The 25,429-nt window shown below is 41.0% G+C and carries 19 protein-coding genes, 1 tRNA gene and 1 pseudogene; 16 read left to right on the top strand and 5 right to left on the bottom strand.

From position 1 onward, the window contains the following. Positions 1 to 14: 14 nt before the first annotated feature. The 4 genes and pseudogenes from LI074_RS18210 to LI074_RS12925 form a co-directional block, all read right to left on the bottom strand. Positions 15 to 95, bottom strand: a pseudogene (locus LI074_RS18210) (DUF6783 domain-containing protein); the annotation flags it as partial. A gap of 18 nt (positions 96 to 113) precedes the next feature. Beyond that, on the bottom strand, positions 114 to 455 hold the full coding sequence (locus tag LI074_RS12935) for a hypothetical protein (protein ID WP_265107677.1): 342 nt from the start codon (positions 453 to 455) through the stop codon (positions 114 to 116). Beyond that, positions 426 to 498: transfer RNA gene (locus tag LI074_RS12930), tRNA-Phe, on the bottom strand. Before LI074_RS12930 ends, LI074_RS12935 begins: the two co-directional genes overlap by 30 nt. Positions 499 to 614: 116 nt before the next feature. Then, a complete protein-coding gene (locus LI074_RS12925) occupies positions 615 to 1,799 on the bottom strand; it encodes an iron-containing alcohol dehydrogenase (protein WP_119241956.1) in 1,185 nt (394 codons plus the stop codon). A 356-nt stretch (positions 1,800 to 2,155) separates the two neighbouring features. Between LI074_RS12925 and LI074_RS12920 the strand changes: the two genes are divergently transcribed. From LI074_RS12920 to LI074_RS12890, 7 genes are all read left to right on the top strand, one after another. Further along, positions 2,156 to 3,562, top strand: a complete 1,407-nt coding sequence (locus LI074_RS12920) for an extracellular solute-binding protein (protein WP_227194689.1) — start codon at positions 2,156 to 2,158, stop codon at positions 3,560 to 3,562. 295 nt (positions 3,563 to 3,857) lie between these two features. Then, positions 3,858 to 4,760: a carbohydrate ABC transporter permease gene (locus LI074_RS12915; protein ID WP_118611330.1), complete on the top strand. Its 903-nt coding sequence runs from the start codon at positions 3,858 to 3,860 to the stop codon at positions 4,758 to 4,760. A 3-nt stretch (positions 4,761 to 4,763) separates the two neighbouring features. Continuing rightward, positions 4,764 to 5,612 carry a carbohydrate ABC transporter permease gene (locus LI074_RS12910; protein ID WP_173698213.1) on the top strand — a complete coding sequence of 283 codons (849 nt, stop codon included), beginning with the start codon at positions 4,764 to 4,766 and terminating at the stop codon, positions 5,610 to 5,612. 121 nt (positions 5,613 to 5,733) lie between these two features. Further along, positions 5,734 to 7,533, top strand: a complete 1,800-nt coding sequence (locus LI074_RS12905) for a sensor histidine kinase (protein WP_173698212.1) — start codon at positions 5,734 to 5,736, stop codon at positions 7,531 to 7,533. After that, a complete protein-coding gene (locus tag LI074_RS12900; protein ID WP_173698211.1) occupies positions 7,526 to 9,085 on the top strand; it encodes a response regulator in 1,560 nt (519 codons plus the stop codon). Before LI074_RS12905 ends, LI074_RS12900 begins: the two co-directional genes overlap by 8 nt. 80 nt (positions 9,086 to 9,165) lie before the next feature. Further along, entirely contained in the window at positions 9,166 to 11,286 is a 2,121-nt protein-coding gene (locus tag LI074_RS12895) for a glycoside hydrolase family 3 C-terminal domain-containing protein (protein ID WP_062807252.1), read from the top strand. 85 nt (positions 11,287 to 11,371) lie between these two features. After that, a complete protein-coding gene (locus tag LI074_RS12890) occupies positions 11,372 to 12,442 on the top strand; it encodes a hypothetical protein (protein WP_055059964.1) in 1,071 nt (356 codons plus the stop codon). 205 nt (positions 12,443 to 12,647) lie between these two features. Here the strand turns inward: LI074_RS12890 and LI074_RS12885 are convergent, their stop codons facing one another. Next, positions 12,648 to 14,222: a glycoside hydrolase family 43 protein gene (locus tag LI074_RS12885; protein WP_173698210.1), complete on the bottom strand. Its 1,575-nt coding sequence runs from the start codon at positions 14,220 to 14,222 to the stop codon at positions 12,648 to 12,650. Positions 14,223 to 14,533: 311 nt separating this feature from the next. Here LI074_RS12885 and glyA point away from each other — a divergent pair, with 311 nt between their 5' ends. The 9 genes from glyA (at position 14,534) to ade (ending at position 25,245) form a co-directional block, all read left to right on the top strand. Then, entirely contained in the window at positions 14,534 to 15,772 is a 1,239-nt protein-coding gene (gene glyA, locus LI074_RS12880; RefSeq protein WP_128866502.1) for a serine hydroxymethyltransferase, read from the top strand. 261 nt (positions 15,773 to 16,033) lie between these two features. Next, positions 16,034 to 16,942: an NAD(P)/FAD-dependent oxidoreductase gene (locus tag LI074_RS12875; RefSeq protein WP_173698209.1), complete on the top strand. Its 909-nt coding sequence runs from the start codon at positions 16,034 to 16,036 to the stop codon at positions 16,940 to 16,942. Between the two features lie 110 nt (positions 16,943 to 17,052). Next, positions 17,053 to 17,355, top strand: coding sequence for a thioredoxin (trxA, locus tag LI074_RS12870; RefSeq protein ID WP_173698208.1), 303 nt, complete (start codon positions 17,053 to 17,055; stop codon positions 17,353 to 17,355). Positions 17,356 to 17,361: 6 nt separating this feature from the next. Beyond that, a complete protein-coding gene (locus tag LI074_RS12865) occupies positions 17,362 to 19,038 on the top strand; it encodes a B12-binding domain-containing radical SAM protein (RefSeq protein WP_173698207.1) in 1,677 nt (558 codons plus the stop codon). A gap of 139 nt (positions 19,039 to 19,177) precedes the next feature. Then, positions 19,178 to 19,774 (top strand): AIR synthase-related protein, encoded by a 597-nt coding sequence (locus LI074_RS12860; RefSeq protein WP_118587227.1) that lies wholly within the window; start codon positions 19,178 to 19,180, stop codon positions 19,772 to 19,774. Positions 19,775 to 19,844: 70 nt separating this feature from the next. Next, positions 19,845 to 20,345, top strand: coding sequence for a tRNA (cytidine(34)-2'-O)-methyltransferase (locus tag LI074_RS12855; RefSeq protein ID WP_055053526.1), 501 nt, complete (start codon positions 19,845 to 19,847; stop codon positions 20,343 to 20,345). Positions 20,346 to 20,372: 27 nt separating this feature from the next. Further along, positions 20,373 to 20,942, top strand: a complete 570-nt coding sequence (locus LI074_RS12850) for a TetR/AcrR family transcriptional regulator (protein ID WP_022380387.1) — start codon at positions 20,373 to 20,375, stop codon at positions 20,940 to 20,942. A 323-nt stretch (positions 20,943 to 21,265) separates the two neighbouring features. Further along, the gene (locus LI074_RS12845; RefSeq protein WP_022380386.1) at positions 21,266 to 23,242 is read left to right on the top strand and encodes an oleate hydratase; all 1,977 of its coding nucleotides are present in this window, start codon (positions 21,266 to 21,268) and stop codon (positions 23,240 to 23,242) included. A gap of 278 nt (positions 23,243 to 23,520) precedes the next feature. Then, positions 23,521 to 25,245, top strand: a complete 1,725-nt coding sequence (gene ade, locus LI074_RS12840) for an adenine deaminase (RefSeq protein WP_119245765.1) — start codon at positions 23,521 to 23,523, stop codon at positions 25,243 to 25,245. Positions 25,246 to 25,429 lie beyond the last annotated feature (184 nt).

The following is a 25,429-nucleotide window of genomic DNA, read 5'->3' as shown; positions in this document are numbered from 1 at the left end:
CAATATTAATTTGGTTAAAATAAACAATTTAAAATGTTTTTCAGACACGCTCTAGAGCGTGTTTGAAAAATCATTCCCACAAATTGTGACGCACATCTTGCGGAAAGCATTTTTCAAACATACTCTGGAAAAATTATACTGCTGAAAGTGAGAGAAGACAATATTAAAAAATGAAATAAAAAAATGCTCAGGCTTTTTCTAACCAGCCGTGAGCAAAAAAAGAAAATAAAAAATGCCCAGGCTTTTTCTAACCAGCCGTGAGCAAAAAAGAAAATAAAAAATGCCCAGGCTTTTTCTAACCAGCCGTGAGCAAAAAAGAAAATAAAAAATGCCCAGGCTTTTTCTAACCAGCCGTGAGCAAAAAAGAAAATAAAAAATGCCCAGGCTTTTTCTAACCAGCCGTGAGCAAAAAAGAAAATAAAAAATGCCCAGAGCCGGAATCGAACCAGCGACACGAGGATTTTCAGTCCTCTGCTCTACCAACTGAGCTATCTGGGCATTTGGTCTGTGAACTGTTGTGTATCACAGGCCTTATAATAGCATATCGATTGTTTGAATGCAAGTAATTTTTATGATTTTTGCGAAAAAAGAGAAAATTATAACAAAAATTTATTTTATCTTGCCATAAGGTAGATTTTTTCCATATCTCTCATATTGAGCTGTTTAAAGACTCCAATGGTGCGAGTGTCCTCAAAACTGCATTTGAATGCAAGATCATGAATTTGCTGATCTGTGAGATCCAGACCCAGTTCATGTAAACTGGTGGGCATTTCTACAGACCGGAAGAAATTTTCCATTGCTTCAATTCCTGCAAGGGCTGTTTCTTTATAATCAGTTCCACATGGAATGTCAAATACATTGGTGGCAAACTGAGCAAAACGTTCAGGGTTCACCTCGTAGACGTATCGTGCCCAGCTTCCCCAGATAGCTGCCAGACCTGCTCCGTGAGTTACATTGTAGACACCTCCCAGTTCATGTTCAAGCTGGTGGCATGCCCAGTCACCACCACCTGTACCGCATCCGGTCAGACCGTTGTGGGAAAGGCTTCCTGCCCACATAATTTCTGCCCTGGCGCTGTAATTGTCTGGTTCTTTCATAAGAATACGGGCATTGTAAATGACTGTCTGCATCAGAGCTTCGCTGATACTGTCTGTAATCTCCATAGTTTCAATATTTACAAAATATCGCTCCATGGTGTGCATGAGGATATCTACACATCCGCTTTCTGTCTGATACTGTGGGAGTGTGTAGGTGAGACGTGGATTTAAGATGGCAAATTTCGGCCTGCAGTAATCTGTCTTTGCACATCCACGTTTTTCTTGTGTTTCTTCATTTGTGATAACACTGGAACTGCTCATTTCACTTCCGGAAGCCGCAATTGTAAGGATGACACCAATGGGCAGACAGCCGGTTGGAACAGCTTTTTTCAGACAGAAATCCCAGACATCATTGTTCGGATTGGCAACGCCATAGCCGATGGCTTTGGAAGAGTCAATAACACTTCCTCCTCCTACAGCAAGGATAAAGTCTACATGTTCTTTTTGGCATAATTCGATTCCCTCGCGGACTTTGGAAAGAAGTGGATTAGGAATGACACCACCCAGGGTGATGTATTCAAGACCTTCTTCTTTCAGATTAGAAGTGATCTCATCAATCAGTCCGGAACGGACAGCACTCTGACCTCCATAATGGATCAGAACTTTTTTTGCTCCATACTTCTTCAGCAGGGAACCTGCCTGAAGGTGGGTATCTTTTCCAAAGAGAACCTGTGTTGGTGTATAATATTCAAAATTTCTCATAATATGTAAACGACCTCCTATAAATTGAAAGGTTAACTGAATCAGGTAAGTCCTCTGCTTTAATTGTAAAATGTAATGAGCAGTAGGTGGGACTTCCTTTTTATATTAAAGCAAATAATGGAAAAATAGTCAAAAAATAATAAAAAAATTAAAATTTGAAAGCAATTTTTGCTGGTTCTCAGAAGACATTTTTGGAAAGATTCCAGTACAGATATCTATAATTTTCTGCACACAGAAAACGGAAAGACAGAAATTTATAGATTTTGGACAGAATATTTTATGGGCATTATGTGAATGGAATGCTATGATAAATACACTTAAATATACAAAGTGAATAAAAAAGGAGGAAACAAGAAATGAAAAAAAGAATGTATAAGATTATGGCACTTGCCATGACAGCAGCTATGGTGGTACCGATGGCAGCGCAGACAACTGCATTTGCAGCTGACGACAAAGAAATTACTTACTGGAATATCGCGGTAGAGAGCCCGGACAAAGATATTGTTACTGCAGCAGTAGACAAGTTTAACAAAGAAACAAAGTCAGGCTATACTGTAAATTCGGTAGCTATCCAGAACGATACATACAAGGAAAAACTTGTTATCGCGATGAGCTCCGGTGAGTGTCCTGATATGTACTCAAGCTGGTCCGGTGGTCCGATGTATGAATATATTGATTCCGGATTTGCTCAGCCGATTGATGATCTTCTTGATCAGTCCGATGTTAAAGATAAACTTCTGGATGCAGCTATTGAACAGGGAAGCTACAATGGACATGTATATGCGATCCCATATCTGAATGTTTCTCTGGCAGGTATCTTCTACAACAAAGATATGTTTAAACAGTACGGACTTGAAGAACCGAAGACATTAGCTGATCTGGAAAATATCTGTGCAACATTAAAAGAAAACGGAATTACACCTTTTGCACTTGCTAATGCTTCCAAATGGACAGGTTCCATGTACTTCATGTCTCTGGCAGCACGTTATGGCGGACTGGAACCATTCCAGAATGCAGTTGCAGGAACCGGTAAATTCACAGATGACTGCTTCATCAAAGCAGGTGAGAAGATTCAGGAGTGGGTTAACAACGGATACTTCCCGGATGGCGTAAACTCCTTAAGCGAAGATGACGGACAGGCAAAACAGTTAATGTATCAGGAGACAGCAGGTATGCTTCTCTGTGGCTCATGGTATACAGGAACATTCCAGACTGACAGTGAGGAATTCTATCAGAAGATCGGCTGGTTCCCATTCCCTGCAATTGATGATTCCGATGCTGATCCTACAATCCAGATCGGTACTGTAGGTGATCAGTTCATTTCCTTCAACTGTGAAGGTGATAAACTTGCAGCAGCATTTGAATGTGCAACAGATCATTTATCTGATGAAGTTGCAGACATTACATACTCTAACAACAAGATTGTTCCTGTAAAAGATGCAGGAGACCACATCAAAGACCCTGTTGTAAAGGAAATTTTTGATGCAGCTCAGAAAGCATCTTCTATCCAGTTGTGGTATGACCAGTATCTGCCAACATCTGTTGCAACTGCACATCTTGATGGCTTACAGGAAGTATTTGGTCTGACAAAGACTCCTCAGGAAGCACAGGAAGAAATGCAGAAAGCAATGGACGAATATTTAAGTACCAAATCTGATTCCGGCGCAGCAGATGATACTGCAGAAGAAGCTACAGATGATGCAGCAGCAGATGATACTGCAGAAGAAGCTACAGATGATGCAGCAGCAGATGATGCTGAATAATCTTTAAAGGAAAGCAGGCATTCATTCTGACCTGAGTAAGGGTAGAAAAGAAGGGTTCTGCACATGCTGAAAGTGCAGAACCCTTTATCTTGAAAAACAATATGTGAGTACACAGAGTGTGCTTGAAAAATCATTTCAATGTCAAATTACATATCAGACAGCATGTCAGAAAATATATAAAAACCATCTCAGAAATATATCTCTAACATATTCCGAAAGCATTTTTCAAACATACTCTGGCATACGTTAGGTCAGATGATCAAATCTCAGAAAGTATTAAAAAGGAGGCACCAAAATGAATGAAAAAGGGATATCTCTGGTTCAGTTAAGACAGAGAAAAACACGTCAGACAGCAGCACTTTTTCTGGCACCTGTTATCATTTTATTAGTAGTATTTATCGCGTATCCGATTATTGATACATTTATTACAAGCGGATACCAGTGGAATGGTATTTCCGCAGACAAGAAGATGGTAGGACTTGCAAACTGGGCAAAACTGATCAAAGATACAAAATTCTGGATAGCATTTAAGAACAACGTTATTATCATGATCTTATCTATCATTATCCAGATTCCGTTAGGACTTGCAATGGCAACATTCCTTGACTTTGGCGGTAAGAAACTTACAATTTTCAAGGTTATCTGGTTTATTCCAATGCTTATGTCTTCTGTTGCAATTGGTTTCCTTTTCACATACGCACTTGCAACAAACGGAGGTATTGTCAGCACAATTTCCGGATGGTTTGGAGGGGGCAACATTGACCTTCTTGGTAATCCAAAATTAGCATTGATCACAGTTATTCTTATCATTGCATGGCAGTTTACACCATTCTACATGGTTTACTTTATGGCTGGTTATACAAACATCCCATATGATGTATTTGAAGCAGCAAGAATCGATGGTGCTACAAGAGGACAGTATTTCTGGAAGATTGCACTTCCACTTCTTATTCCGTCAATTAAGAGTGCAGCTATCCTTTCAATGGTTGGATCTCTGAAATACTTCGATCTGATCTATGTTATGACAGGTGGCGGTCCTGGTACTGCTACAGAGCTGATGGCAACCTATATGTACAAAGAATCATTCAAGAACTTTAACATGGGTTATGGCTCAGCCATTGCAGGAGGTATGTTTATCCTGATTACAATGGTATCTATGATTACTATGAAACTTATAAACGGAAAACAGGAGGATTAAGGGATGGACAGCTATAAGAAAAGTAGAAGAAAAAGCATCATAGCCTGGGTCATTGCTTTTGTTCTTGCTATCGGTGCAGCAATTGTATCATTTACACCTTTTATATTCATGGTGCTGAACTCATTCAAAGAGAAATTTGAGATGCTTACCAAGGGTGTATTCCAGCTTCCTGATCAACTGAACTGGTCCAATTACACTGAGGTACTTACAGGAGGGTTTGCAAATTACTTCAAGAACAGTGTGATCGTTCTTGCAATCTCCCTGATTCTGTTGCTGTTTATTTCAGCATGCGCTTCTTATCCTCTGGCAAGATTTAAGTTTAAAATGGCACAGCCGATTTATGCGATCATTGTAGCCTGTATGTCTATTCCTGTACATATTACATTGATCCCTGTATTCAAAATGGCAAAGTCAACAGGACTTTATGATACAATCTGGTCACTGGTCGGACCGTATGTCGCATTCGCAGTTCCGATTTCCGTATTTATCCTGACCAGCTTTATGAAAGAGATTCCGAGAGAAATCGAAGAATCTGCTGAAATTGACGGATGTGGAAAGATTCAGATGTTCTTCTCCATGATCCTGCCGCTTTCCAAACCCGGAATGGCGACACTGGCAATTTACAATGGTGTAAATATGTGGAATGAATTCTCATTTGTAAATACACTGACACAGTCTGCCCAGAATCGTACCCTGCCGTTGGCAATCTGGGAATTTCAGGGACAGTATTCTATGAATACACCAATGATCATGGCGGTTCTTACATTAACACTTTTACCAATGGTTATCATGTTTATTATTTTCCAGGATAAACTGGTAAAAGGTATGACTGCAGGTGCTGTAAAGGGTTGATTCTTTCTGCGAAATCTGTTGTATCCATTTACCATTGAACATGGTATGATATTGGGGAGATAAAATCACCCCTGATCATGTGGGTATATGTGAAATTATGTGACAGATGAGGAAAGACAACATGAACAAATGGAAAACAAAATTCAGCTACTGGAAATTTGATAAAAAAATACTTTTACTTGTGACCGTCAGTATTCTTATTGTAACGCTGACGGTTGCTGGTGTTTCTCTGACTTTTTCTATAGCATCGATGAAAGAGCAGTCTGTAGAACTTCTGCAGATGCAGAATAATACAGTTGCGGAATCTTTTAAGGGATCAATGGATTCATATAAAGAAATCGTATTGGGTACGATCATGGATGATTCTGTGCAGAATTACTGCAGGCAGGTGCAGAAAAATGAGCTGAAGACAGCAGACATTGATGCAGTTTACAGCAAGCTGGAGAATCTGAATAATATGTATGAGAGTCTGAACTTTGCTGCCATTGTCAGTTCAGATTATAAAAGTTACTACTACAGAGGAAAGGGTTCTTTATCAGTTACGCAGTTTGAAGAAGTGTATCCCCAGGCATATGAGAGAAGCAAATATGCGCAGAAAGGAACGCTGAAAGTTTCCTATAATAACGATTATTATAACGATTATTATAAAGGGAACAGATATACATTGAGTCTGTATTATCCATTATATGATACCAGAAAAGTATCTGATGCAAGAGGGCTTCTGTGCATGAATTTCGATGATCCGGCAGTACAGAGGATGCTGGCTGTAGGAGATTCTTCAGCAGAAACAAGAGTAGTTGACACAGGTGGAATGATACTGCTTTCGAATGATAAAGAGGAGACAGGCCGTTACGTAAATTATATAGATGAGATGGAAAAAGGGATACAGATATTTACAAAGAATGGGAATATGTATGTATGCCAGAAGATTAAGAACTGGAATTATTATGTAGTCAGTTCGATTTCTTTTTATAAACTGATGGAATCAGGATTCCATATAATGGTTGTTGTGATTCTGGTTCTGATCATAGTGCTGATCATAGTAAGCATTATTATAAGAGCACTGGTCAGGAAAATGTATCAGCCCCTTAATAAGGTAGTATCTAATATGGATTATGTTGCAACAGGTTCCCTGAGAACAAGAATCAATGTTGACAATATGGGCGAGGATTTTGCCAAGCTTGCAATTGGTTTTAACTCTATGATGGATGAAATCGAGGTGTTGATGGAACAGGTAAAACTGGAACAGCATCAGCTGGAGCAGATCCGTTTTAATGCCCTTCAGTCGCAGATCCAGCCACATTTTCTTTATAATACACTGGAATGTATCCACTGGCAGGCGATTGCCGAAGGAAATAAAGAGATTTCCACAATGGTAAAGGCGCTGGCGAAATATTACAGGATCTGTCTCAGCAAAGGGCATGATGTGATCACAATCAGAGAAGAAGTAGAGCACATCAGGAATTATATGATTATCCAGAACATGAGATACGACAACATTATCGGAAGTGAGATTGTTGTAGAATCTCAGGTGGAAGAAAGCCTGATACCGAAGCTGACCCTGCAGCCACTGGTAGAGAATTCCATTTATCATGGAATGAAAGTAAAAGAGGGAAAAACAGGTACACTTTATCTTACAGCATATAAAAATGAGGATGAAGTTATCATAAAGGTATCAGATACAGGCACAGGAATGAGTCAGGAACAGATAGATGAAATGAATGAACAGCTCTCCAGATACGAGGATTCCTTTGGATATGGAGTGCGAAACGTAAACAAGAGGATTGAACTTCTTTTTGGGGAGGGATATGGTCTTAATTACCAGAAGAATGATTCGGGTGGAGTAACTGTCGTGATCCATCTGCCATATCAGACAGAAATCAAAAAGAACACAGCAGGAGGCGAGTGGACGTGTGTATAGAGTACTGATTGTTGATGACGAAAAGATGATACGCATGGGGATGAAAAATGCAATAGACTGGAAGAAACTGGGAGTAGATGACGTATTTACTGCTGCGTCAGGAAACGAGGCTTTGAAGATTCTTAAAGAAGAAAGTCCTGAAATTATGGTTACAGATATCCAGATGACAGAAATGACAGGACTGGAACTGATTAAAGCGGCCAGAGAATCAGTACCTGAACTGCGTGTGATCGTGCTTACAGGCTTTGATAATTTTGAGTATGCAAGAGAGAGCCTGCGGCTTCAGGTGCAGGATTTCTTCCTGAAACCGATTGATGAAGATGATCTTTTCAATGCGATAGAAAAGCAGATAAAAGAACTGAAAGAGCAGGAAAACAAAGAGCAGAATCAGGCCAGAGTGTGGCGCTCTCAAGGCTCTGTAGTGCAGATGAGACTGGAGCAGTGCATGAGAAATTTGGTGCATACAAAAGCAGATAAAGAGATGCAGTTGTATATTCTCCAGAAAGATTTTCAGTTTGATATTAAGCAGAAAATGAGCCTGATTCTTCTGGAACAGGGAATGTATACAGAACAGCAGAATGACGGAAAATTCCGTGCAATGACTGTTAAAAATGTCTGCATGAGCATGGTGGATTCCCAAAACAGAGGAATCACATTTGTAGATGATGACGGTACGATTGCGATTGTCTGTTTTGAAAAGGATGATGACGACAGCGTTCTGGAACAGATTGAAGAATTGTCGGATGTGCTGAAGGATGAATTTGAATATAAACCAAAGATTACGGTTGGAAGTGCTGTGCAAGGATTTGAAAATCTGGCAATTTCCTACAATGATGCCAGATATCTTCTGGAACATGAAAAAAAGAATATTCAGGACATTATACAGACGATGGGGGCTCAGAACAAGAAGAAAATCTTCTGGGAAATCTATGCAGAACTGCGAAATATCATGATTTCCAATATAGGAACTCCAGATTATGTACTAAAGGCATTTAATACCTTTACTAAGGCAACAGAATCCTATAATCTTTCCCCTTCTGCTGTGCGCAGATGTTGTTTCGAGATTGCCTCCACTCTGATTTTTTCCTACATGGAAGTATCGTGTGAGGTGGAAGAAGGAAAGTTGGATGCACTCTCCAAGAGTCTGTCATCAGCAGGAAAAGAAGAGGCCTGTGAGATTACGAGAATGTTTATTGAGCAGCTCATTGAAAATGATGAAGAGGATGTACATTATACCATTTCCAATGCCAGACACTATATAGATGAGCATCTTGCAGAGGATATTTCGGTTTCCAGCATTGCGGAAAGTCTCTATATCACACCGAATTATTTCTCCAGATTATTTAAGCGGATTACAGGTGAAGGATGTAATGAATACATTGTTAGAAAGAGGATTGAGAAGGCGAAGAGCCTTCTGGAAACTACCAGCATCAAGACTGGAAAGATTGCTATGATGGTAGGATACAGAGATACGAATTATTTCTCACTGGCATTTAAGAAACATACAGGAAAATCTCCGACGAAATACAGAGAAGAAATGCAGAATACATAATGCAGGAGTAGCGGGCTGTGCTGAGGCTTTGTTAATACCTGCTGAATAATTATCAAATTATATAAACAGGAGGATCTGAAATGAAAGATCACAGAAAAGAAAGAGCAGAAGCAAGAAAAAAAGCAGAAAAACTGGTATCACAGATGACGCTTCTGGAGAAGGCTTCCCAGTTAAAATACGATGCTGCTCCCGTGAAAAGACTGGGTGTTCCGGCATATAATTACTGGAATGAAGCACTGCATGGAGTAGCCAGAGCAGGTGTGGCAACCATGTTCCCGCAGGCAATTGCGATGGCTGCAGTATTTGACGATGAAGAGATGAAAAAAGTTGGCGACATCATTGCAACTGAGGGAAGAGCAAAATACAATGCATATTCTGCAAAAGAAGACAGAGATATTTACAAGGGTCTTACTTTCTGGTCCCCCAATGTAAACATTTTCAGAGATCCGAGATGGGGCAGAGGGCATGAAACCTATGGTGAGGATCCATATCTGACGTCCAGACTTGGCGTGAAATTCGTAGAAGGAATCCAGGGTGACGGACCTGTAATGAAAGCGGCAGCATGTGCAAAGCATTATGCAGTGCACAGCGGTCCGGAATCGCTCAGACATGAATTTGATGCACAGGCAAGCATGAAGGATATGTGGGAAACATATCTTCCGGCTTTTGAAGCGCTTGTAACAGAAGCGGATGTTGAGGCTGTAATGGGTGCTTATAACAGGACAAACGGAGAACCCTGCTGTGCACATAAATATCTTATGGAAGATGTCCTGAGAGGAAAATGGAAATTCGAAGGTCATTATACTTCTGACTGCTGGGCAATCCGTGACTTTCATGAACATCACATGGTAACTTCCACACCAAGACAGTCCGCTGCTATGGCATTAAATGCAGGCTGTGACCTGAACTGTGGAAATACCTATCTTCATATGATGGGAGCTTATCAGGATGGACTGGTAACAGAAGAGAAAATTACAGAATCCGCAGTAAGACTGCTGACAACCAGATATCTGCTGGGCCTGTTTGACGGAAGTGAATATGATAAGATACCGTATAGTGTGGTAGAGTGCAAAGAGCACATTGATGAAGCTCTTAAGATGGCAAGAAAGAGCTGCGTACTTCTGAAGAATGATGGAGTTCTTCCGATTGATAAAACAAAAGTAAATACTATTGGTGTCATCGGCCCGAATGCAGATAGCCGTGCAGCTCTTATTGGAAATTATCATGGAACATCTTCAGAATATATTACTGTTCTTGAAGGAATCCGTGAAGAAGCAGGTGACGATGTAAGGATCCTTTACTCTCAGGGATGTGATTTATATAAAGACAAAGTTGAAAATCTGGCATGGGATCAGGACAGAATTTCTGAGGCAGTAATTACAGCGGAAAACAGCGATGTAGTCATACTCTGCGTAGGTCTTAATGAGACTCTGGAGGGAGAAGAAGGAGATACCGGAAACAGTGATGCATCCGGGGACAAAGTTGATCTTCATCTTCCGAAAGTACAGGAAGAATTGATCGAGAAAGTAACAGCAGTAGGAAAACCTACCATCGTAGTTCTGATGGCAGGAAGTGCGATTGACCTGAATTATGCGCAGGATAACTGTAATGGAATCCTTCTTGCATGGTATCCGGGAGCAAGAGGCGGACGTGCAATAGCAGATCTTCTCTTCGGAAAAGAATCTCCATCAGGAAAACTTCCGATAACCTTCTATAAAGACCTGGAAGGAATGCCGGAATTTACAGATTACTCTATGAAGAACAGAACTTACCGTTATATGGAAAAAGAGGCACTTTATCCATTTGGATACGGACTTACATACAGTGATACCTGCGTAACAGAAGCAGAGGTTGTCGGTGAAGTATCAGCAGAGTCCGATATCATGTTAAAAGCAACTGTTAAGAACAATGGAACAGTAGATACAGATGAAGTTGTTCAGGTGTATATCAAAGACCTTGATTCTCCGCTTGCAGTTCGTAACTACAGTCTCTGCGGATTTAAGAGAGTATCTCTGAAAGCGGGAGAAGAGAAATCTGTAGAATTTACAATTTCTAATAAAGCAATGAATATAGTTGATGAAGATGGAAATCGTTACATCGCAGGAAAACATTTCCGTTTATTTGCAGGAGTATCCCAGCCGGATACAAGAAGTGCAGAACTGACAGGACATAAGCCTGCTGAGGTAGAAATTGCACTTTAACCGAACGGAGTAAGTATTCTGTTTCAATTGCGAAAAGTAACATAAAATAAAAACCATATTATATATGGACAGGAGGAACACAGACATGAAAAACAAAATTAAAAAAATATTACTTCTTGGAATGACAGCCATGTTTACTGCCGGTGCAGCAGGCACAGCAGTTATATCCTGTCCTGTATGGGCAGATGAAGCAGAACAAAACTCTGAGACTGCAGAAGAGCCAAAAGCAGAAGATGCAGCTGTGGAAGAAGAAATTGCTGATCAGACAGATGATAAAACAGAAAATACAGATTTAAAAACTGTAGAACATCCAAGAATGTCTGCCTATTCCATTCGCAGATTTTCCATTGTAAAGGACGGCGAAGAAGTATTTCAGATCAAACAGGAACCGGCAGATTATAAGATGGATTTCGACTACTGGGAAATTACCAATCCGTATGATGAGACTGCAACAGTAAACACAGAGAATATGTATGAAATGTTTGGAGTGCTGGCTGCTTTTGATCTCAGCAACGGCGTCGATGCAGCAAATACAGATACCGGACTGGATAATACAAAGACATATTTTACAGTAGATTTTGTAAATACAGTTAACGATGACACAGCAAAAGAAACGCAGGATGCAGATGCAACAGCAACGATCCTTATCGGAAATACAGATGAGAATGGTGACTATTATGCATGTGTAAAAGGATACGAAGAGGCTGTTTATATGCTTTCAAAAGAGTCGGTGAACAGTCTTCTGGAGCTGAAACCGTTTAATCTGATTCTGAAAATTCCGGCATTGGTAAATATTGATACACTTGACAGTGTGGATATGAGCATTGGAAAGAAAACCTATACCATGAAGCTGGATGGCAGCGATTATAAATTCGGAAAGAAAACTGTAAAGAAGGAGAAATTTACTGAATTGTATCAGGCGCTTCAAAGTATAATGCTTGATTCGGAAGTTGAAGAAACAAAAGATGCAGCAGATAAGGAAGAAGTGCTGACTGTAACATTCCACAGAAGCACAGAAGAAGCTCCGGAAATAACTCTGAAATATTTTGCATATGATGATACTTATGATAGTCTGGAAATCAATGGAACCGAGAGATTTCTTGTGAAAGCGGAAGATGTGGATGCACTGGTAAAACAGATCAAAAAAGCTTTTTAACCGAATCAAGTAAGCTCCTTCTGATAAACTGCGAAGCAGTTATTCGGTGTAGAGCTACGTAGCGAAGCGGATGATTTTATCTGATTGATTAAAGAAATATAGATATTGCAAACAGCAAAAACGGATTGCGGGTTCACGTTGAACGGCAATCCGTTTTTGGGTTATATTTTAAATTTTTTATAGCTTTGTTAATTGTAAACAGTGATTATTCTCCCTGATAGTTGAACCAGTCAAAGTCAGCATAATTAGTACTTGGCTGATGGTTGGAACTTGTATACATACCGATGTATGTTCCGGTAAATCCGTTATTTACTACAGAACTTAACAGAGAAGCATCCAGCCCTCTGACAAGCGGGAGCATTTCCTGATCTGTGTATCCGTAATAGAAGTCATAATCAGTAGTATTACCCTGAACACTGAGGTAGAGGCGTTTTACATCTTTGATCTCAGTTTCTGCAAGCAAAGATTTTGTACCATTTTCTGTTTGGTAAGCCTGAAGGAATGGCTTTCCGTCTTTCTGAACTAATACCATAAGATAATGGAAACGGTCATCCTGTACAAGAGCAATTCCGGCCTCTTCATTCTCGTTTGCAGGAGTAAATTCCATAGCTGTTTTTGCCAGGAATACTTTGTGACGCTGTCTGCGTCCTATGAAAGAAGGAAGACAGATTTCGTTCAGAACTTCTTTTCTTGTATACAGACGCAGATATCCGAAGCGGTCTGTCAGAGAATAAATTTGTTTAACTGGCGGATGAATGGTATTCCACTGCATCTGCAGAGTATCACATTCGAAGTTATCAGATTCAGGCATTAATGGATAAATGGTCTTAGGTAGATCCGGAAGACGGTCTTCTGTCTGGACAAGTCCTGTTTCGTTATCAACCATAGGCCATCCGTCCTCGGCCCATATAATTGGAACCATAAAAGTCTCGCGGCCAAGATTATAATGTCCTCCTTCATATGGACGCACAGCCAGAAGGACCATCCACCATTCACCATTCTGAGTTTCTACGATATCAGCATGTCCTGTAACAGAAATCGGGTTCAACAGAGGCATGTGTCTGTGACTAACAATCGGATTTCTCGGGCAGATTTCGTAATCTCCCTGAATTATACGGCAGCGGGCCATCTGTACACTGTGATTTACGAAAGTACCACCCTCTGCAACAAGGAGATAATACCATCCGTCCTTCTTGTAAATATGCGGAGCCTCAATCCATTTACTGCGTGTTTTTACACCATCCCAGATAATGTAACGAGGTCCCTTGAACTGGAAGGTTTCCGGATCAAGTTCGTTTAGATAGATACCATGATGTCCTTCATAAAGGCAGTCAGGACTGATGTAGTTGCCTACATACCACAGAGAACCGTCATCATCAAAGAAAAGACTGGAGTCGATGCCGTCTGCACCTTTTACAACAATCGGATTACTCCACGGGCCGGCAGGATTTTTTGCTGTAATAATATAATTGTCACGGTCTGCTTCACGTCCTGCAGATACGAAAGTGTTAATGATGTAATAAGTTCCGTTATGATAACGGATACTTGGTGCCCATAATCCTTCAGAAGTTTCGCAGTTTTTATAGTCAAGCTGCTCAGGTCTGTGGATTCCATGACCAACCTGTTCCCAGTGAACCAGATCCTTACTGTGGAAAATCGGCAGTCCCGGATAATAAACGAATGAAGAAGTAACCATATAATAATCATCTCCTACCCGGCAGATAGAAGGGTCAGGATAAAAACCGGGAAGAAGCGGATTGTGATATGTATTTTGAAGCATAAAAAGAACCTCCTTAAAAAACTATAATCATTTTAACTATAGGGCAAAATTATAATAAGTAAAATAGAAATAAGTTTCTATCTGATGGAAAAAACAGCACAGTTTTTGCTGTTTAACCGAATCAAGTAAGTCCCCTGTGGAGATTGCGAATATCCGCTTGACGCAAATTAATCTGTATAATCTGTAGTATACGGATTTATACATAAAATATTTTGGTACACGGACAAATGTCTTTTGGTGATTGACATGATGGATAGAATTGGTTATAATCGGAATAATTACTGAGCGTATAACAAAGGAGGAGCACGAAGATGTATTCAATCGACGACGTAGCAAAGACAGACAAGGATATCGCAGATCTGATCGAGGCGGAGCTTGCACGCCAGAATTCCCATATTGAGCTGATCGCTTCAGAGAACTGGGTAAGTAAAGCAGTTATGGCAGCAATGGGAAGCCCTCTTACTAATAAATATGCGGAGGGATATCCGGGGAAGAGATTTTACGGCGGATGTTCCTGCGTGGATGAGGTGGAAGCTCTTGCAATCGAACGTGCGAAAGAATTATTCGGATGTGAATATGCAAATGTACAGCCGCACTCCGGAGCACAGGCAAACATGGCAGTCTTTTTTGCAATGCTGCAGCCGGGAGATACTGTAATGGGTATGAATCTGGATCATGGTGGACATCTGACACATGGAAGTCCTGCAAATATGTCCGGAACCTACTTCAAGCCGGTATATTATGGAGTAAATGATGACGGTGTGATCGATTATGAAGAAGTTAGAAGAATCGCAATTGAGAATAAACCAAAGCTGATCGTAGCAGGTGCAAGTGCCTATGCCAGAATCATTGATTTTAAGAAATTCCGTGAGATCGCAGATGAAGTTGGAGCTTATCTGATGGTAGATATGGCTCATATCGCCGGTCTGGTAGCAGGAGGACAGCATCCAAGCCCGATTCCTTATGCAGACGTTGTGACTACAACCACACACAAAACTCTGCGTGGACCAAGAGGCGGCCTGATCTTAAGCAGCGCAGAGAATGCAAAGAAATTTAACTTTAATAAAGCAGTATTTCCGGGAATCCAGGGTGGTCCTCTGATGCACGTGATCGCTGCCAAGGCAGTATGTTTCAAAGAAGCGCTTCAGCCGGAGTTTAAGGATTATGCAAAGATGATCGTTGAGAATGCGCAGGCACTTTGCAAAGGGCTTCAGAAGAGAGGAATTGATATCGTTTCCGGTGGCACAGACAATCATCTGATGCTTGTAGACCTCAGAAATCTGGGCGTTACAGGCAAGCAGATGGAGAATCTTCTTGATGAAGTAAACATTACCTGCAATAAGAATGCAATTCCAAATGATCCCCAGTCTCCATTTGTTACAAGCGGTGTACGTCTCGGAACAGCAGCAGTTACTTCACGAGGCATGAAACCGGAAGATATGGATAAGATCGCAGAAGCAATTGCTATGACCTTAAAAGAAGAAGGCAGCCAGGAAAAGGCAAAGGCAATCGTCAAAGAACTTACAGACAAATATCCTCTGGTTGGATAAATAAATCATACAAAATAATGTATAAAAGCGAAATGCATGGTTCATGAGTGAACAGCACTTCGCTTTTATTTATTATGTCGCTGAATCGAGAAACTTATTTAACCAAATTATACCAAAATTATCCAAATAAAATCATGGATTTTTTTCAGAAAACGTAGTATAGTAACAATAGCTGATAATAAGTTACTGAGAACAGAGTGAACAGTAACGATGATATATCACAGTATATTGAAAACAATAACAGAGAGCAGGTGACAGAATTTGGAAAAAGTGATAATCATAGGTGCCGGACCTGCAGGAATTTCCGCTGCGCTTTATGCAGTTCGTGGAAATCTGGATCCCCTGGTGATCAACAATGGGATCGGTGCTTTGGAAAAAGCAGAGAAAATAGAAAACTATTACGGACTGGAACATCCGCTGTCCGGTCAGAAATTATATGATACAGGAATCGCTCAGGCGAAAGCACTGGGCGTACGAATATTGGATGCACAGGTTCTGGGAGTCGGCGGGTTTGATACTTTTGTGGTAAAAACTACAGAAGGTGAATTCGAGACTCAGAGTCTGATTCTTGCAACAGGAAGTAAGCGCGCTGCACCGAAGATCCCGGGTGTTAAAGAATTTGAGGGAAAAGGTGTCAGTTACTGTGCAATCTGCGATGCTTTCTTTTACAGAGGCAAGGATGTAGCAGTTCTGGGAAACGGTGATTTCGCCATGCATGAAGCAAAGGAATTGTCTAATACTGCTTCTACAGTAACCATTTATACAAACGGTGAAGAACCGGAATTTACACCTGAAGAAAATATCAGTGTAAACACAATGAAGATCCAGTCTGTAGAGGGCGATGATCTGGTATCCGGAATCCGTCTTGAACCTGATGTGCAGGCAGAGGAAATAAAGGCAGGAGTAGGTCAGCAGGCAAATGATTTCTGTCCTGCAGAGGGTGTATTTATTGCAATGGGAACTGCAGGCAGTACTGAGATTGCCCGCCAGATGGGAGCTGAACTTACGGAAAAAGGCAACATTAAAGTTAACGAAAATATGGAAACAACCATCCCGGGACTCTATGCGGCAGGTGACTGTACAGGCGGACTTCTTCAGGTGGCGAAAGCTGTATATGAGGGAGCACAGGCAGGTATTAATGCAGGGAAGTATGTAAGATCTTTAAAATAAAAATCTAAAATAAAAACTGAAAATTTAACAGGGTTATAGTGTTGATATTATAAAACCAGAGAACTTACATTGCAAATTTTTATAAAGAATAAGCAAAGGAGATATAAATCATGGCAAAAGAGATTACAACAGCAAATTTTGAAACAGAAGTATTAAAATCTGAGAGACCGGTTCTTATAGATTTCTGGGCAACATGGTGTGGACCATGTATGCGTCAGGGTCCGGTTGTAGAAGAACTGGCAGAAGAGGGATACGCAGTAGGAAAAGTAGACGTAGATCAGAATATGGCACTTGCACAGCAGTTTCGTGTAGTCAGCATTCCGACACTGATCCTGTTTAAAGACGGTGCGGAAGTGAAACGCTTCGTAGGTCTTACTTCCAAAGAAGAGCTGAAGAGTGCACTGGAAGGCTAAAGATTTATGAAGATTTTATTAGTGGCATGCAATGCAAAATATATTCATTCTAATCTTGCTGTTTATGATCTGCAGGCATATGCATCTGATTACGCAGATCATATTGTATTAAAGGAATATACCATCAACCAGCAGAAAGATGATATCATGCGTGATATTTACCTGGAGCATCCTGATGTGGTATGCGTGTCCTGTTATATCTGGAACCTTTCTTTTGTAAAAGAACTGATGGCAGATCTGATAAAGATTCTTCCGGGCGCCGACTTCTGGGCCGGCGGTCCGGAAGTTTCTTATGATGCGGAGAAATTCCTGACAGAAAACTCAGAATTTAAAGGTGTTATGGTCGGGGAAGGTGAAGAAACATTTAAAGAACTTGCCGGATATTATGTGGAAAAAAATCCGCAGGATCTGAAAGATATGACAGGAATCTGTTACAGAGACGGAGATCAGATCATACATAATGGATGGCGCCAGATCATGGACTTAAGCAGTATTCCGTTCATTTACAAAGATCTGTCTGAGTTTAAGAACAGGATCATTTATTATGAAAGCAGCAGAGGATGTCCTTTCTCCTGCAGTTACTGTCTTTCTTCCATTGATAAGAAACTGCGTTTCAGAGATACAGAGACCGTAAAGAAAGAGCTGCAGTTTTTTATAGACAATAAGGTTCCGCAGGTAAAGTTTGTAGACCGTACCTTTAACTGTAAACATGACCATGCAATGGCAATCTGGAAGTATATTAATGAACACGATAATGGTGTGACAAACTTCCATTTTGAGATTTCAGCAGATCTGTTAAGAGAAGAGGAACTGCAGGAAATGTCCACTATGCGTCCGGGCTTGATTCAGCTGGAGATTGGAGTACAGTCAACAAATCCGGATACGATTAAGGCAATTCACAGAACTATGAATTTTGAAAAACTGAAAGGAATTGTTGACAGAATCCACAGCTTTGGAAATATCCATCAGCATCTGGACCTGATCGCAGGACTTCCCTATGAAGATTACGACAGCTTCCGGCATTCCTTTAATGATGTCTATGCGTTGAAACCACAGCAGCTTCAGCTGGGCTTTTTGAAGGTGTTAAAGGGTTCCCATATGATGGAGATGTGCAGGGAATATGGTATTGTATACAAAACACAGGAGCCTTATGAGGTACTTTCCACGAAGTGGCTGGATTATGACCACGTTTTGAAGCTGAAAACTGTGGAAAATATGGTGGAAGTGTATTATAATAGTGGACAATTCCAGAATACACTTGAATATCTGGAAAAATTTTTCCCAGATGTTTTCTCAATTTATGAGAGACTGGGCAGCTTTTACATGGAAAAGGGCTATGGTGATGTTTCTCATACAAGAATGCGAAGATATGAGATCCTGCTGGAATTTCTGGAGGATGTGCCGGAGATTTCCATGGATCAGGTAAAAGACCAGATGGTATATGATCTCTATCTGAGAGAAAACCTGAAAAGCCGTCCTGGCTTTGCCAGAGATCAGAAGCCTTTTGAGAGACAGATATGGGACTTCAGAAAACGGGAAAAAGTGGCAAAGAATGCACATGTGGAAGTATTTGCAGATGGAACAGTGCTGCTGTTTAACTATGCAGACCGTGATCCGCTGACTAACAATGCTCATGTGACAGATGTGACGAAAGATGTGTTTGAGAACCTGAACAGAGATTAAAGAGGTGAAGAGAAATGGGAATGTTTAATCCAAAGAACCGTAAAGTGATCACAGCAATTATTGCAATCATTCTGGTACTGGCAATGGTAGTGCCGACAGTTCTGTCTCTGATCGTATAATAAATTTTCGGAGGAAAAGAATGAGACTGGGACAGGCGGCAATGGAGGCTCTGAGGGCAGAAATAACCGGATGCCTGAAACCGGGAGATGAACTGGTAGTGGCATGCCCGGTGGCTTTGAAAGGAACCTCTGTAATAGCAAAAAATAAAAAGGACAAACTGGCAGAGAGATTCTCTGCCGGTTTTATTCAGAATTGCGTTTCACTTTGGGATGCTTATGGAGCCGGCAGTATTGTCTGGAAAATTGCGCAGGAGGCAGATGCCAACGCATTATATGCTATGGGTGAGGGCGGCTTTTTAAGTGCGCTCTGGAAGATGGCAGAAGCTTCAGAAGTAGGACTGGAAGCAGATTTCCGTAAGGTACCGATTCGTCAGGAGACCATAGAAGTGTGCGAGATTTTTGACCTGAATCCATATAAGCTTCAGGCAGATGGAGCAGTGTTGATTGGAATCCGCGGAGGTGAAGCACTGGTACAGAGACTTCGCAATGAGGGATTTATGGCAGAGGTCATCGGTCAGACTAACAGCGGCAATGACCGGCTTCTCTACAGTGGCGGCAGTGCCCGCTATCTGGAACGTCCGGCAGAGGATGAACTGCAGCAACTTCTCAAAGAGTAACTGCAGGAAACTTAAGAGACAATTTTCTAAGAAAAGACAGACGATTAATAACAAGAGGAATAAAAACAAAATGGCAAAATTAAATATTGTACTTCACGAGCCGGAGATTCCTGCAAACACAGGAAATATCGGCCGTACCTGTGTGGCAACAGGAACCAGACTCCATCTTATCGAGCCTCTGGGATTTTCCTTAAGTGAGAAAGCCTTAAAGAGAGCAGGAATGGATTACTGGAAAGATCTGGATGTAACTACATATCTGGACTTTGAAGAATTTCTGGAGAAGAATCCCGGTGCAAAGATTTACTATGCAACAACAAAAGCGCCTCAGACTTATACTGATGTTCATTATGAAGAAGACTGCTACATTATGTTTGGAAAAGAGAGCGCAGGAATCCCGGAGGACATTCTGGTCAATAATCAGGAAACCTGCGTAAGGATCCCTATGATCGGAGATATCCGTTCTCTGAACCTGAGCAATTCCGTAGCAATTGTTCTGTACGAGGCACTGCGCCAGAATAATTTTGACCACATGAATCTGGAAGGACACCTGAGAAACTACGACTGGAAATAATCACAGTAAGCAGACTGGAGGAGTTATATGCCAAATACCACAAAAGCAGCTCTGGAAGAATCCCTGAAACGGCTTCTTCTGAAGAAACCTCTGGACAAGATCACGATAACAGATATTACCACAGACTGTGGAATAAGCCGCATGGCTTTTTATTATCATTTCAAGGATATTTATGATCTGGTTGAATGGTCCTGTGTGGAAGATGGGACAAAAGCCCTTCAGGGCAAAAAGACTTCTGAGTCCTGGACAGAAGGGTTGACCCAGATATTTGAGGCAGTGCTGGAAAATAAACCGTTTATTATGAATGTTTACAGAAATGTGGACAGGGAGCGGATAGAAAATTATCTTTTTAAATTAACCTATGATTTGATCGTGGGTGTGGTGGAAGAAAAAAGCAAGGGTCTGAATATCACAGAAGAGGATAAGAAATTTATTGCAGACTTCTATAAATATGGTTTTGTGGGAATCATGCTTGAGTGGATCAGGGAAGGAATGAAAGAAAATATTGAAGATCTGGTAAGAATGATGGATCTGACGCTTCACGATACAGTGACTACATCCATTCATAACTTTCAGAAAAATAATATGGAAAAATAATCATATAAAAATTCTTTACAAAAGCCGCAGGGTGATAAAAAACTTATCATTCGGCGGCTTTTGTAAATTGTAGAATCATATTTTAACTGTTAATATACAGCCATAGCAACAAACAAATCATTCAGACGGATGAAATGCTTATGATATGGGAAACATACAGATAAGAATGTAAAAGTCATGAAGATGTCTTGACGGGAGATCAAGAGATTTCCGGCAGGCAAAAGAGTTGCCGGGAAATGGGTAAAGCAGAGAGTAAAAAGCATTCAGGATAACGAATCTGAAAGAACTTCTAAAGAAGAAATCAAGAAAGGTGGATGTGTATTATGAGTAAAAATAAAGGTTTGGGACTTGTATCCGCATTGGCAGTTGGAGCAGGCGTGGCAGCAGTGGCAGCAGGAAAGAAGTATAAAACAGCTGAGACAAAGAAAAAAGAAGATTATGACGCACTTCATAATACAAGTGAATATCGCAATACAGAACGTGGAAAATATGAGAAAAACAGTAAGGGAATTTATTATACAAACGGTAACTATGAAGCATTTGCACGTCCAAGAAAGCCGGAAGGCGTAGATGATAAACATGCTTATATCGTAGGAAGCGGACTGGCTTCTCTTGCAGCAGCCTGTTTCCTTGTACGTGACGGACAGATGCCCGGAAAGAATATCCACATTTTGGAAGCAATGGATATTGCAGGCGGAGCATGTGACGGTATCTTTGATCCGAGTCGTGGATATGTGATGCGTGGGGGACGTGAGATGGAAAACCATTTCGAGTGCTTATGGGATCTTTTCAGAAGTATTCCATCCATTGAAACACCTGGTGTATCTGTACTTGATGAATATTACTGGCTGAATAAGGAAGACCCCAACTATTCTCTCTGTCGTGCAACAAAAGAGAGAGGCAAGGATGCTCATACAGACGGTAAATTCAATCTGAGCCAGAAGGGCTGCATGGAGATCATGAAGCTGTTCATGACAAAGGATGAAGATCTTTATGACAAGACAATTGAAGATGTATTTGACGATGAAGTATTTGATTCCACATTCTGGTTATACTGGAGAACCATGTTCGCATTTGAGAACTGGCACAGTGCACTGGAAATGAAACTGTACTTCCAGAGATTTATCCATCACATTTCCGGACTTCCGGATTTCAGCGCCCTGAAATTTACTAAATACAATCAGTATGAATCCCTGATTCTGCCAATGCAGAAATATCTGGAAGAAGCAGGCGTTGAATTCCAGTTCAATACAGAGGTTACAAACGTACTCTTTGAGTTTGAAGGTAATAAGAAGATCGCAAAAGCAATCGAGTGTAAGGTGAATGGCGTAGAAAAGGGAATTGTTCTTACAGAGAATGATCTTGTATTTGTGACAAACGGAAGCTGTACAGAGGGAACCATCTACGGCGATCAAAACCATGCACCGAATGGAGACGCAGAAGTTCGTACAAGCGGATGCTGGAGCCTCTGGAAAAATATTGCAAAACAGGATCCGTCCTTCGGACATCCTGAGAAATTCTGTTCTGATATTGCTAAGACAAATTGGGAGTCAGCAACAGTGACTACTCTGGATGATAAGATCATTCCTTATATTACAGATATCTGCAAACGTGATCCGAGAACAGGCAAGGTTGTTACAGGCGGTATTGTAAGCTGTCAGGATTCTAGCTGGTTATTAAGCTGGACAATCAACAGACAGGGACAGTTCAAGGATCAGGATAAAGACAAGGTTTGTGTATGGGTATATGGTCTGTTTACAGATGTACCTGGTGATTATATCAAGAAGCCTATGAAGGAGTGTACAGGTAAGGAAATCACAGAAGAGTGGCTCTATCATCTTGGCGTTCCGGTTGACCAGATTGAAGACATGGCTGAGAACAGTGCAGTTTGTGTACCGACCATGATGCCTTATATTACAGCATTCTTTATGCCGAGAACAAAGGGTGACAGACCTGATGTTATTCCGGATGGCTGTGTAAACTTCGCATTCCTTGGACAGTTTGCCGATACACCAAGAGATACTGTATTTACTACTGAATATTCCGTAAGAACTGCTATGGAGGCTGTATATGGACTTCTTGGTGTTGACAGAGGTGTGCCGGAAGTATGGGGCAGTGTTTATGATATCAGAGAATTACTGGATAGCAGTGTGAAGCTGATGGATGGAAAATCTCCACTGGAGATCGAACTTCCGGGACCACTGGATATGCTGAAGAAACCGCTTTTGAAAGCTGTTAAGGGAACTGTGGTCGAGAAAGTACTCAGAGATCATGATGTGATCAAAGATTATATGATGTAAATATAGAGATGTAAGTGATATGAAAAGGCTGCAGGAGATATCCGGCAGCCTTTTTGTAAAGCCGTTAAAAGTTGATGGAAAGTTGCTTTGGTAAAGAAAAAACAGGTTGCAAATTAAAAAGACAGATGATAATATATAATGAAATATATAGAAAAAAATGATTGGGACAATAAAAAGTCTGAAAAAACAAGTAAATATGATAATATATTGGAAGCTTTACTGTAATAATGAATGTGTGGCGCAGGAGGGCTTTCAAGGGAGCGAAGGGAGGTTTTTTTATGGAACTTGAGATGTATCGCAGGTATTCGCAGATGGCAAGAGGTATTGAGAAGGCTGAGTTGGTGTTTAAAAATGGGCGTGTGTTCAGCTCTGGTACGGGAGAATTTATTGATGGTGATGTGGCTGTTGCAGATGGAATTGTGATCGGAGTCGGTACATATGAAGGAGAGACAGAGATTGATCTGGAAGGAAAAGTAATCTGTCCGGGATTTATCGACAGTCATCTGCATCTGGAATCTACTCTGGTGACGCCGGGTGAGCTGGTCCGGCAGGCTGCACAGTGTGGAACTACAACATTTATTGTAGATCCTCATGAGTCTGCAAATGTATCCGGTACGGATGGAATTGATTATATCCTGGATCAGACAGAAAATGCACCGGCGAATGTATATGTGATGATGCCTTCCTGTGTTCCGGCGACCCATGTGGATGATAACGGGTGTATTCTTACAGCAGGAAAGATGAAGGGATATCTGGAACATCCGAGGATTCTGGGACTTGGTGAAGTGATGGATGCGCCTTCTGTGATTAACGGAAGTGTTGCCATGCATGAAAAGCTCCAGCTGTTTCAGGACAGAGTGAAGGATGGCCATGCACCGTTTCTGGCACCTGGGGATCTGGCTGCATATGTACTTGGCGGAATTAACACAGATCATGAGTGTGTGGATTATGAGTATGCAATGGCTGAGGCAAGAAATGGAATGCAGGTATTGATACGTGAGGGAAGTGCTGCAAGAAATCTGGATGCTATTGTGAAGGGGATTGTGGAACACCATACAGATACGTCAGGTTTCTGCTTCTGTACTGATGATAAGCATATTGAAGAAATCCGTAAAGAGGGGCATATCAATTATAATGTGAAGCGGGCTGTACAGCTTGGACTCCCGGTTGAGAAAGCACTGCAGATGGCGACGATTCAGCCTGCAAGATGCTATGGTTTATACAGACTTGGAATGATTGCACCCGGAAGACAGGCAGATTTTGTTATTCTGGATAATGTGGCAGATCTGAATGTTGTAGATGTATATCATTGTGGTAAGAAGATCATTAAAGATGAGAAAGCAGAATTGAAACCATGTCCTCCATATCTGAAAAATACAGTTCATGTATCAGGTTTCAGTGAGGAACGTCTGAAACTGAAACATCCGGGAACAAAGGCAAGAGTGATTCAGATGCTTGAGAAACAGATTGTGACAAGGGATGTTCTGGAAGAGGTTCCATGGATAGAATCGGATGGTGAGAAATATTTTGCTCCGGACGGGGAATATCAGAAGATTGCAGTGATTGAGCGTCATAAGAATACGGGCAAGATGGGAGTGGGCATTATAAAAGGCTATGGAATCCGCGGCGGAGCCATTGCTTCCAGTGTTTCTCATGATTCCCACAATATTATTGTAGTAGGAGATAATGATCGTGATATGGCTATTGCTGTAAAAGAAATGATGCGGACGCAAGGTGGTTATACTCTGGTATGCAATGGAGAGATTTATGGAACCTTACCACTTCCTGTCATGGGACTGATGAGCGATGCCGGCTACGAGAGTGTAAACGAAGCACTTGCAAAAATGATTCCGAAGGCCCATGAGATGGGAGTGAAAGAAGGATTTGATCCGTTTATTACCCTGTCATTTATGGCACTTCCTGTGATTCCTGAAATCAGGATCACACCGAGAGGAATCTATCTCGTAAATGAAGACAGAATGCTGAGAACACCGTTTAGTTAAGGTGGGTGAAATGTCTTAAATGCATTATTTACGAGGATTGCCATAGAATAAAAAAATACCGTAATAAAAGTAAATGATATATACTTTTGTTACGGTATTTTTTATAGCAGTCCTCTCAGACACGCTCCAGGTAAGAGGGTTGTTACAGGTATATTTAAGACAATATTTTTCAAGTGAAAGAAAT

The organism is Blautia sp. MSK18_10, from assembly GCF_020553185.1.
Lineage (GTDB): Bacteria > Bacillota > Clostridia > Lachnospirales > Lachnospiraceae > Blautia_A > Blautia_A wexlerae.
This window is presented reverse-complemented; position numbering and strand designations above follow the sequence as displayed.

Excerpts from the sequence above, each read along its gene's own strand:
- LI074_RS12915 (WP_118611330.1), top strand. The coding sequence starts at position 3,858 with ATGAATGAAAAAGGGATATCTCTGGTTCAGTTAAGACAGAGAAAAACA.
- trxA (WP_173698208.1), top strand. The coding sequence starts at position 17,053 with ATGGCAAAAGAGATTACAACAGCAAATTTTGAAACAGAAGTATTAAAA.
- LI074_RS12850 (WP_022380387.1), top strand. The coding sequence starts at position 20,373 with ATGCCAAATACCACAAAAGCAGCTCTGGAAGAATCCCTGAAACGGCTT.
- LI074_RS12905 (WP_173698212.1), top strand. The coding sequence starts at position 5,734 with ATGAACAAATGGAAAACAAAATTCAGCTACTGGAAATTTGATAAAAAA.
- LI074_RS12845 (WP_022380386.1), top strand. The coding sequence starts at position 21,266 with ATGAGTAAAAATAAAGGTTTGGGACTTGTATCCGCATTGGCAGTTGGA.
- LI074_RS12890 (WP_055059964.1), top strand. The coding sequence starts at position 11,372 with ATGAAAAACAAAATTAAAAAAATATTACTTCTTGGAATGACAGCCATG.
- LI074_RS12895 (WP_062807252.1), top strand. The coding sequence starts at position 9,166 with ATGAAAGATCACAGAAAAGAAAGAGCAGAAGCAAGAAAAAAAGCAGAA.
- LI074_RS12910 (WP_173698213.1), top strand. The coding sequence starts at position 4,764 with ATGGACAGCTATAAGAAAAGTAGAAGAAAAAGCATCATAGCCTGGGTC.
- LI074_RS12920 (WP_227194689.1), top strand. The coding sequence starts at position 2,156 with ATGAAAAAAAGAATGTATAAGATTATGGCACTTGCCATGACAGCAGCT.
- ade (WP_119245765.1), top strand. The coding sequence starts at position 23,521 with ATGGAACTTGAGATGTATCGCAGGTATTCGCAGATGGCAAGAGGTATT.
- LI074_RS12925 (WP_119241956.1), bottom strand. The coding sequence starts at position 1,799 with ATGAGAAATTTTGAATATTATACACCAACACAGGTTCTCTTTGGAAAA.
- LI074_RS12855 (WP_055053526.1), top strand. The coding sequence starts at position 19,845 with ATGGCAAAATTAAATATTGTACTTCACGAGCCGGAGATTCCTGCAAAC.
- LI074_RS12865 (WP_173698207.1), top strand. The coding sequence starts at position 17,362 with ATGAAGATTTTATTAGTGGCATGCAATGCAAAATATATTCATTCTAAT.
- glyA (WP_128866502.1), top strand. The coding sequence starts at position 14,534 with ATGTATTCAATCGACGACGTAGCAAAGACAGACAAGGATATCGCAGAT.
- LI074_RS12860 (WP_118587227.1), top strand. The coding sequence starts at position 19,178 with ATGAGACTGGGACAGGCGGCAATGGAGGCTCTGAGGGCAGAAATAACC.
- LI074_RS12885 (WP_173698210.1), bottom strand. The coding sequence starts at position 14,222 with ATGCTTCAAAATACATATCACAATCCGCTTCTTCCCGGTTTTTATCCT.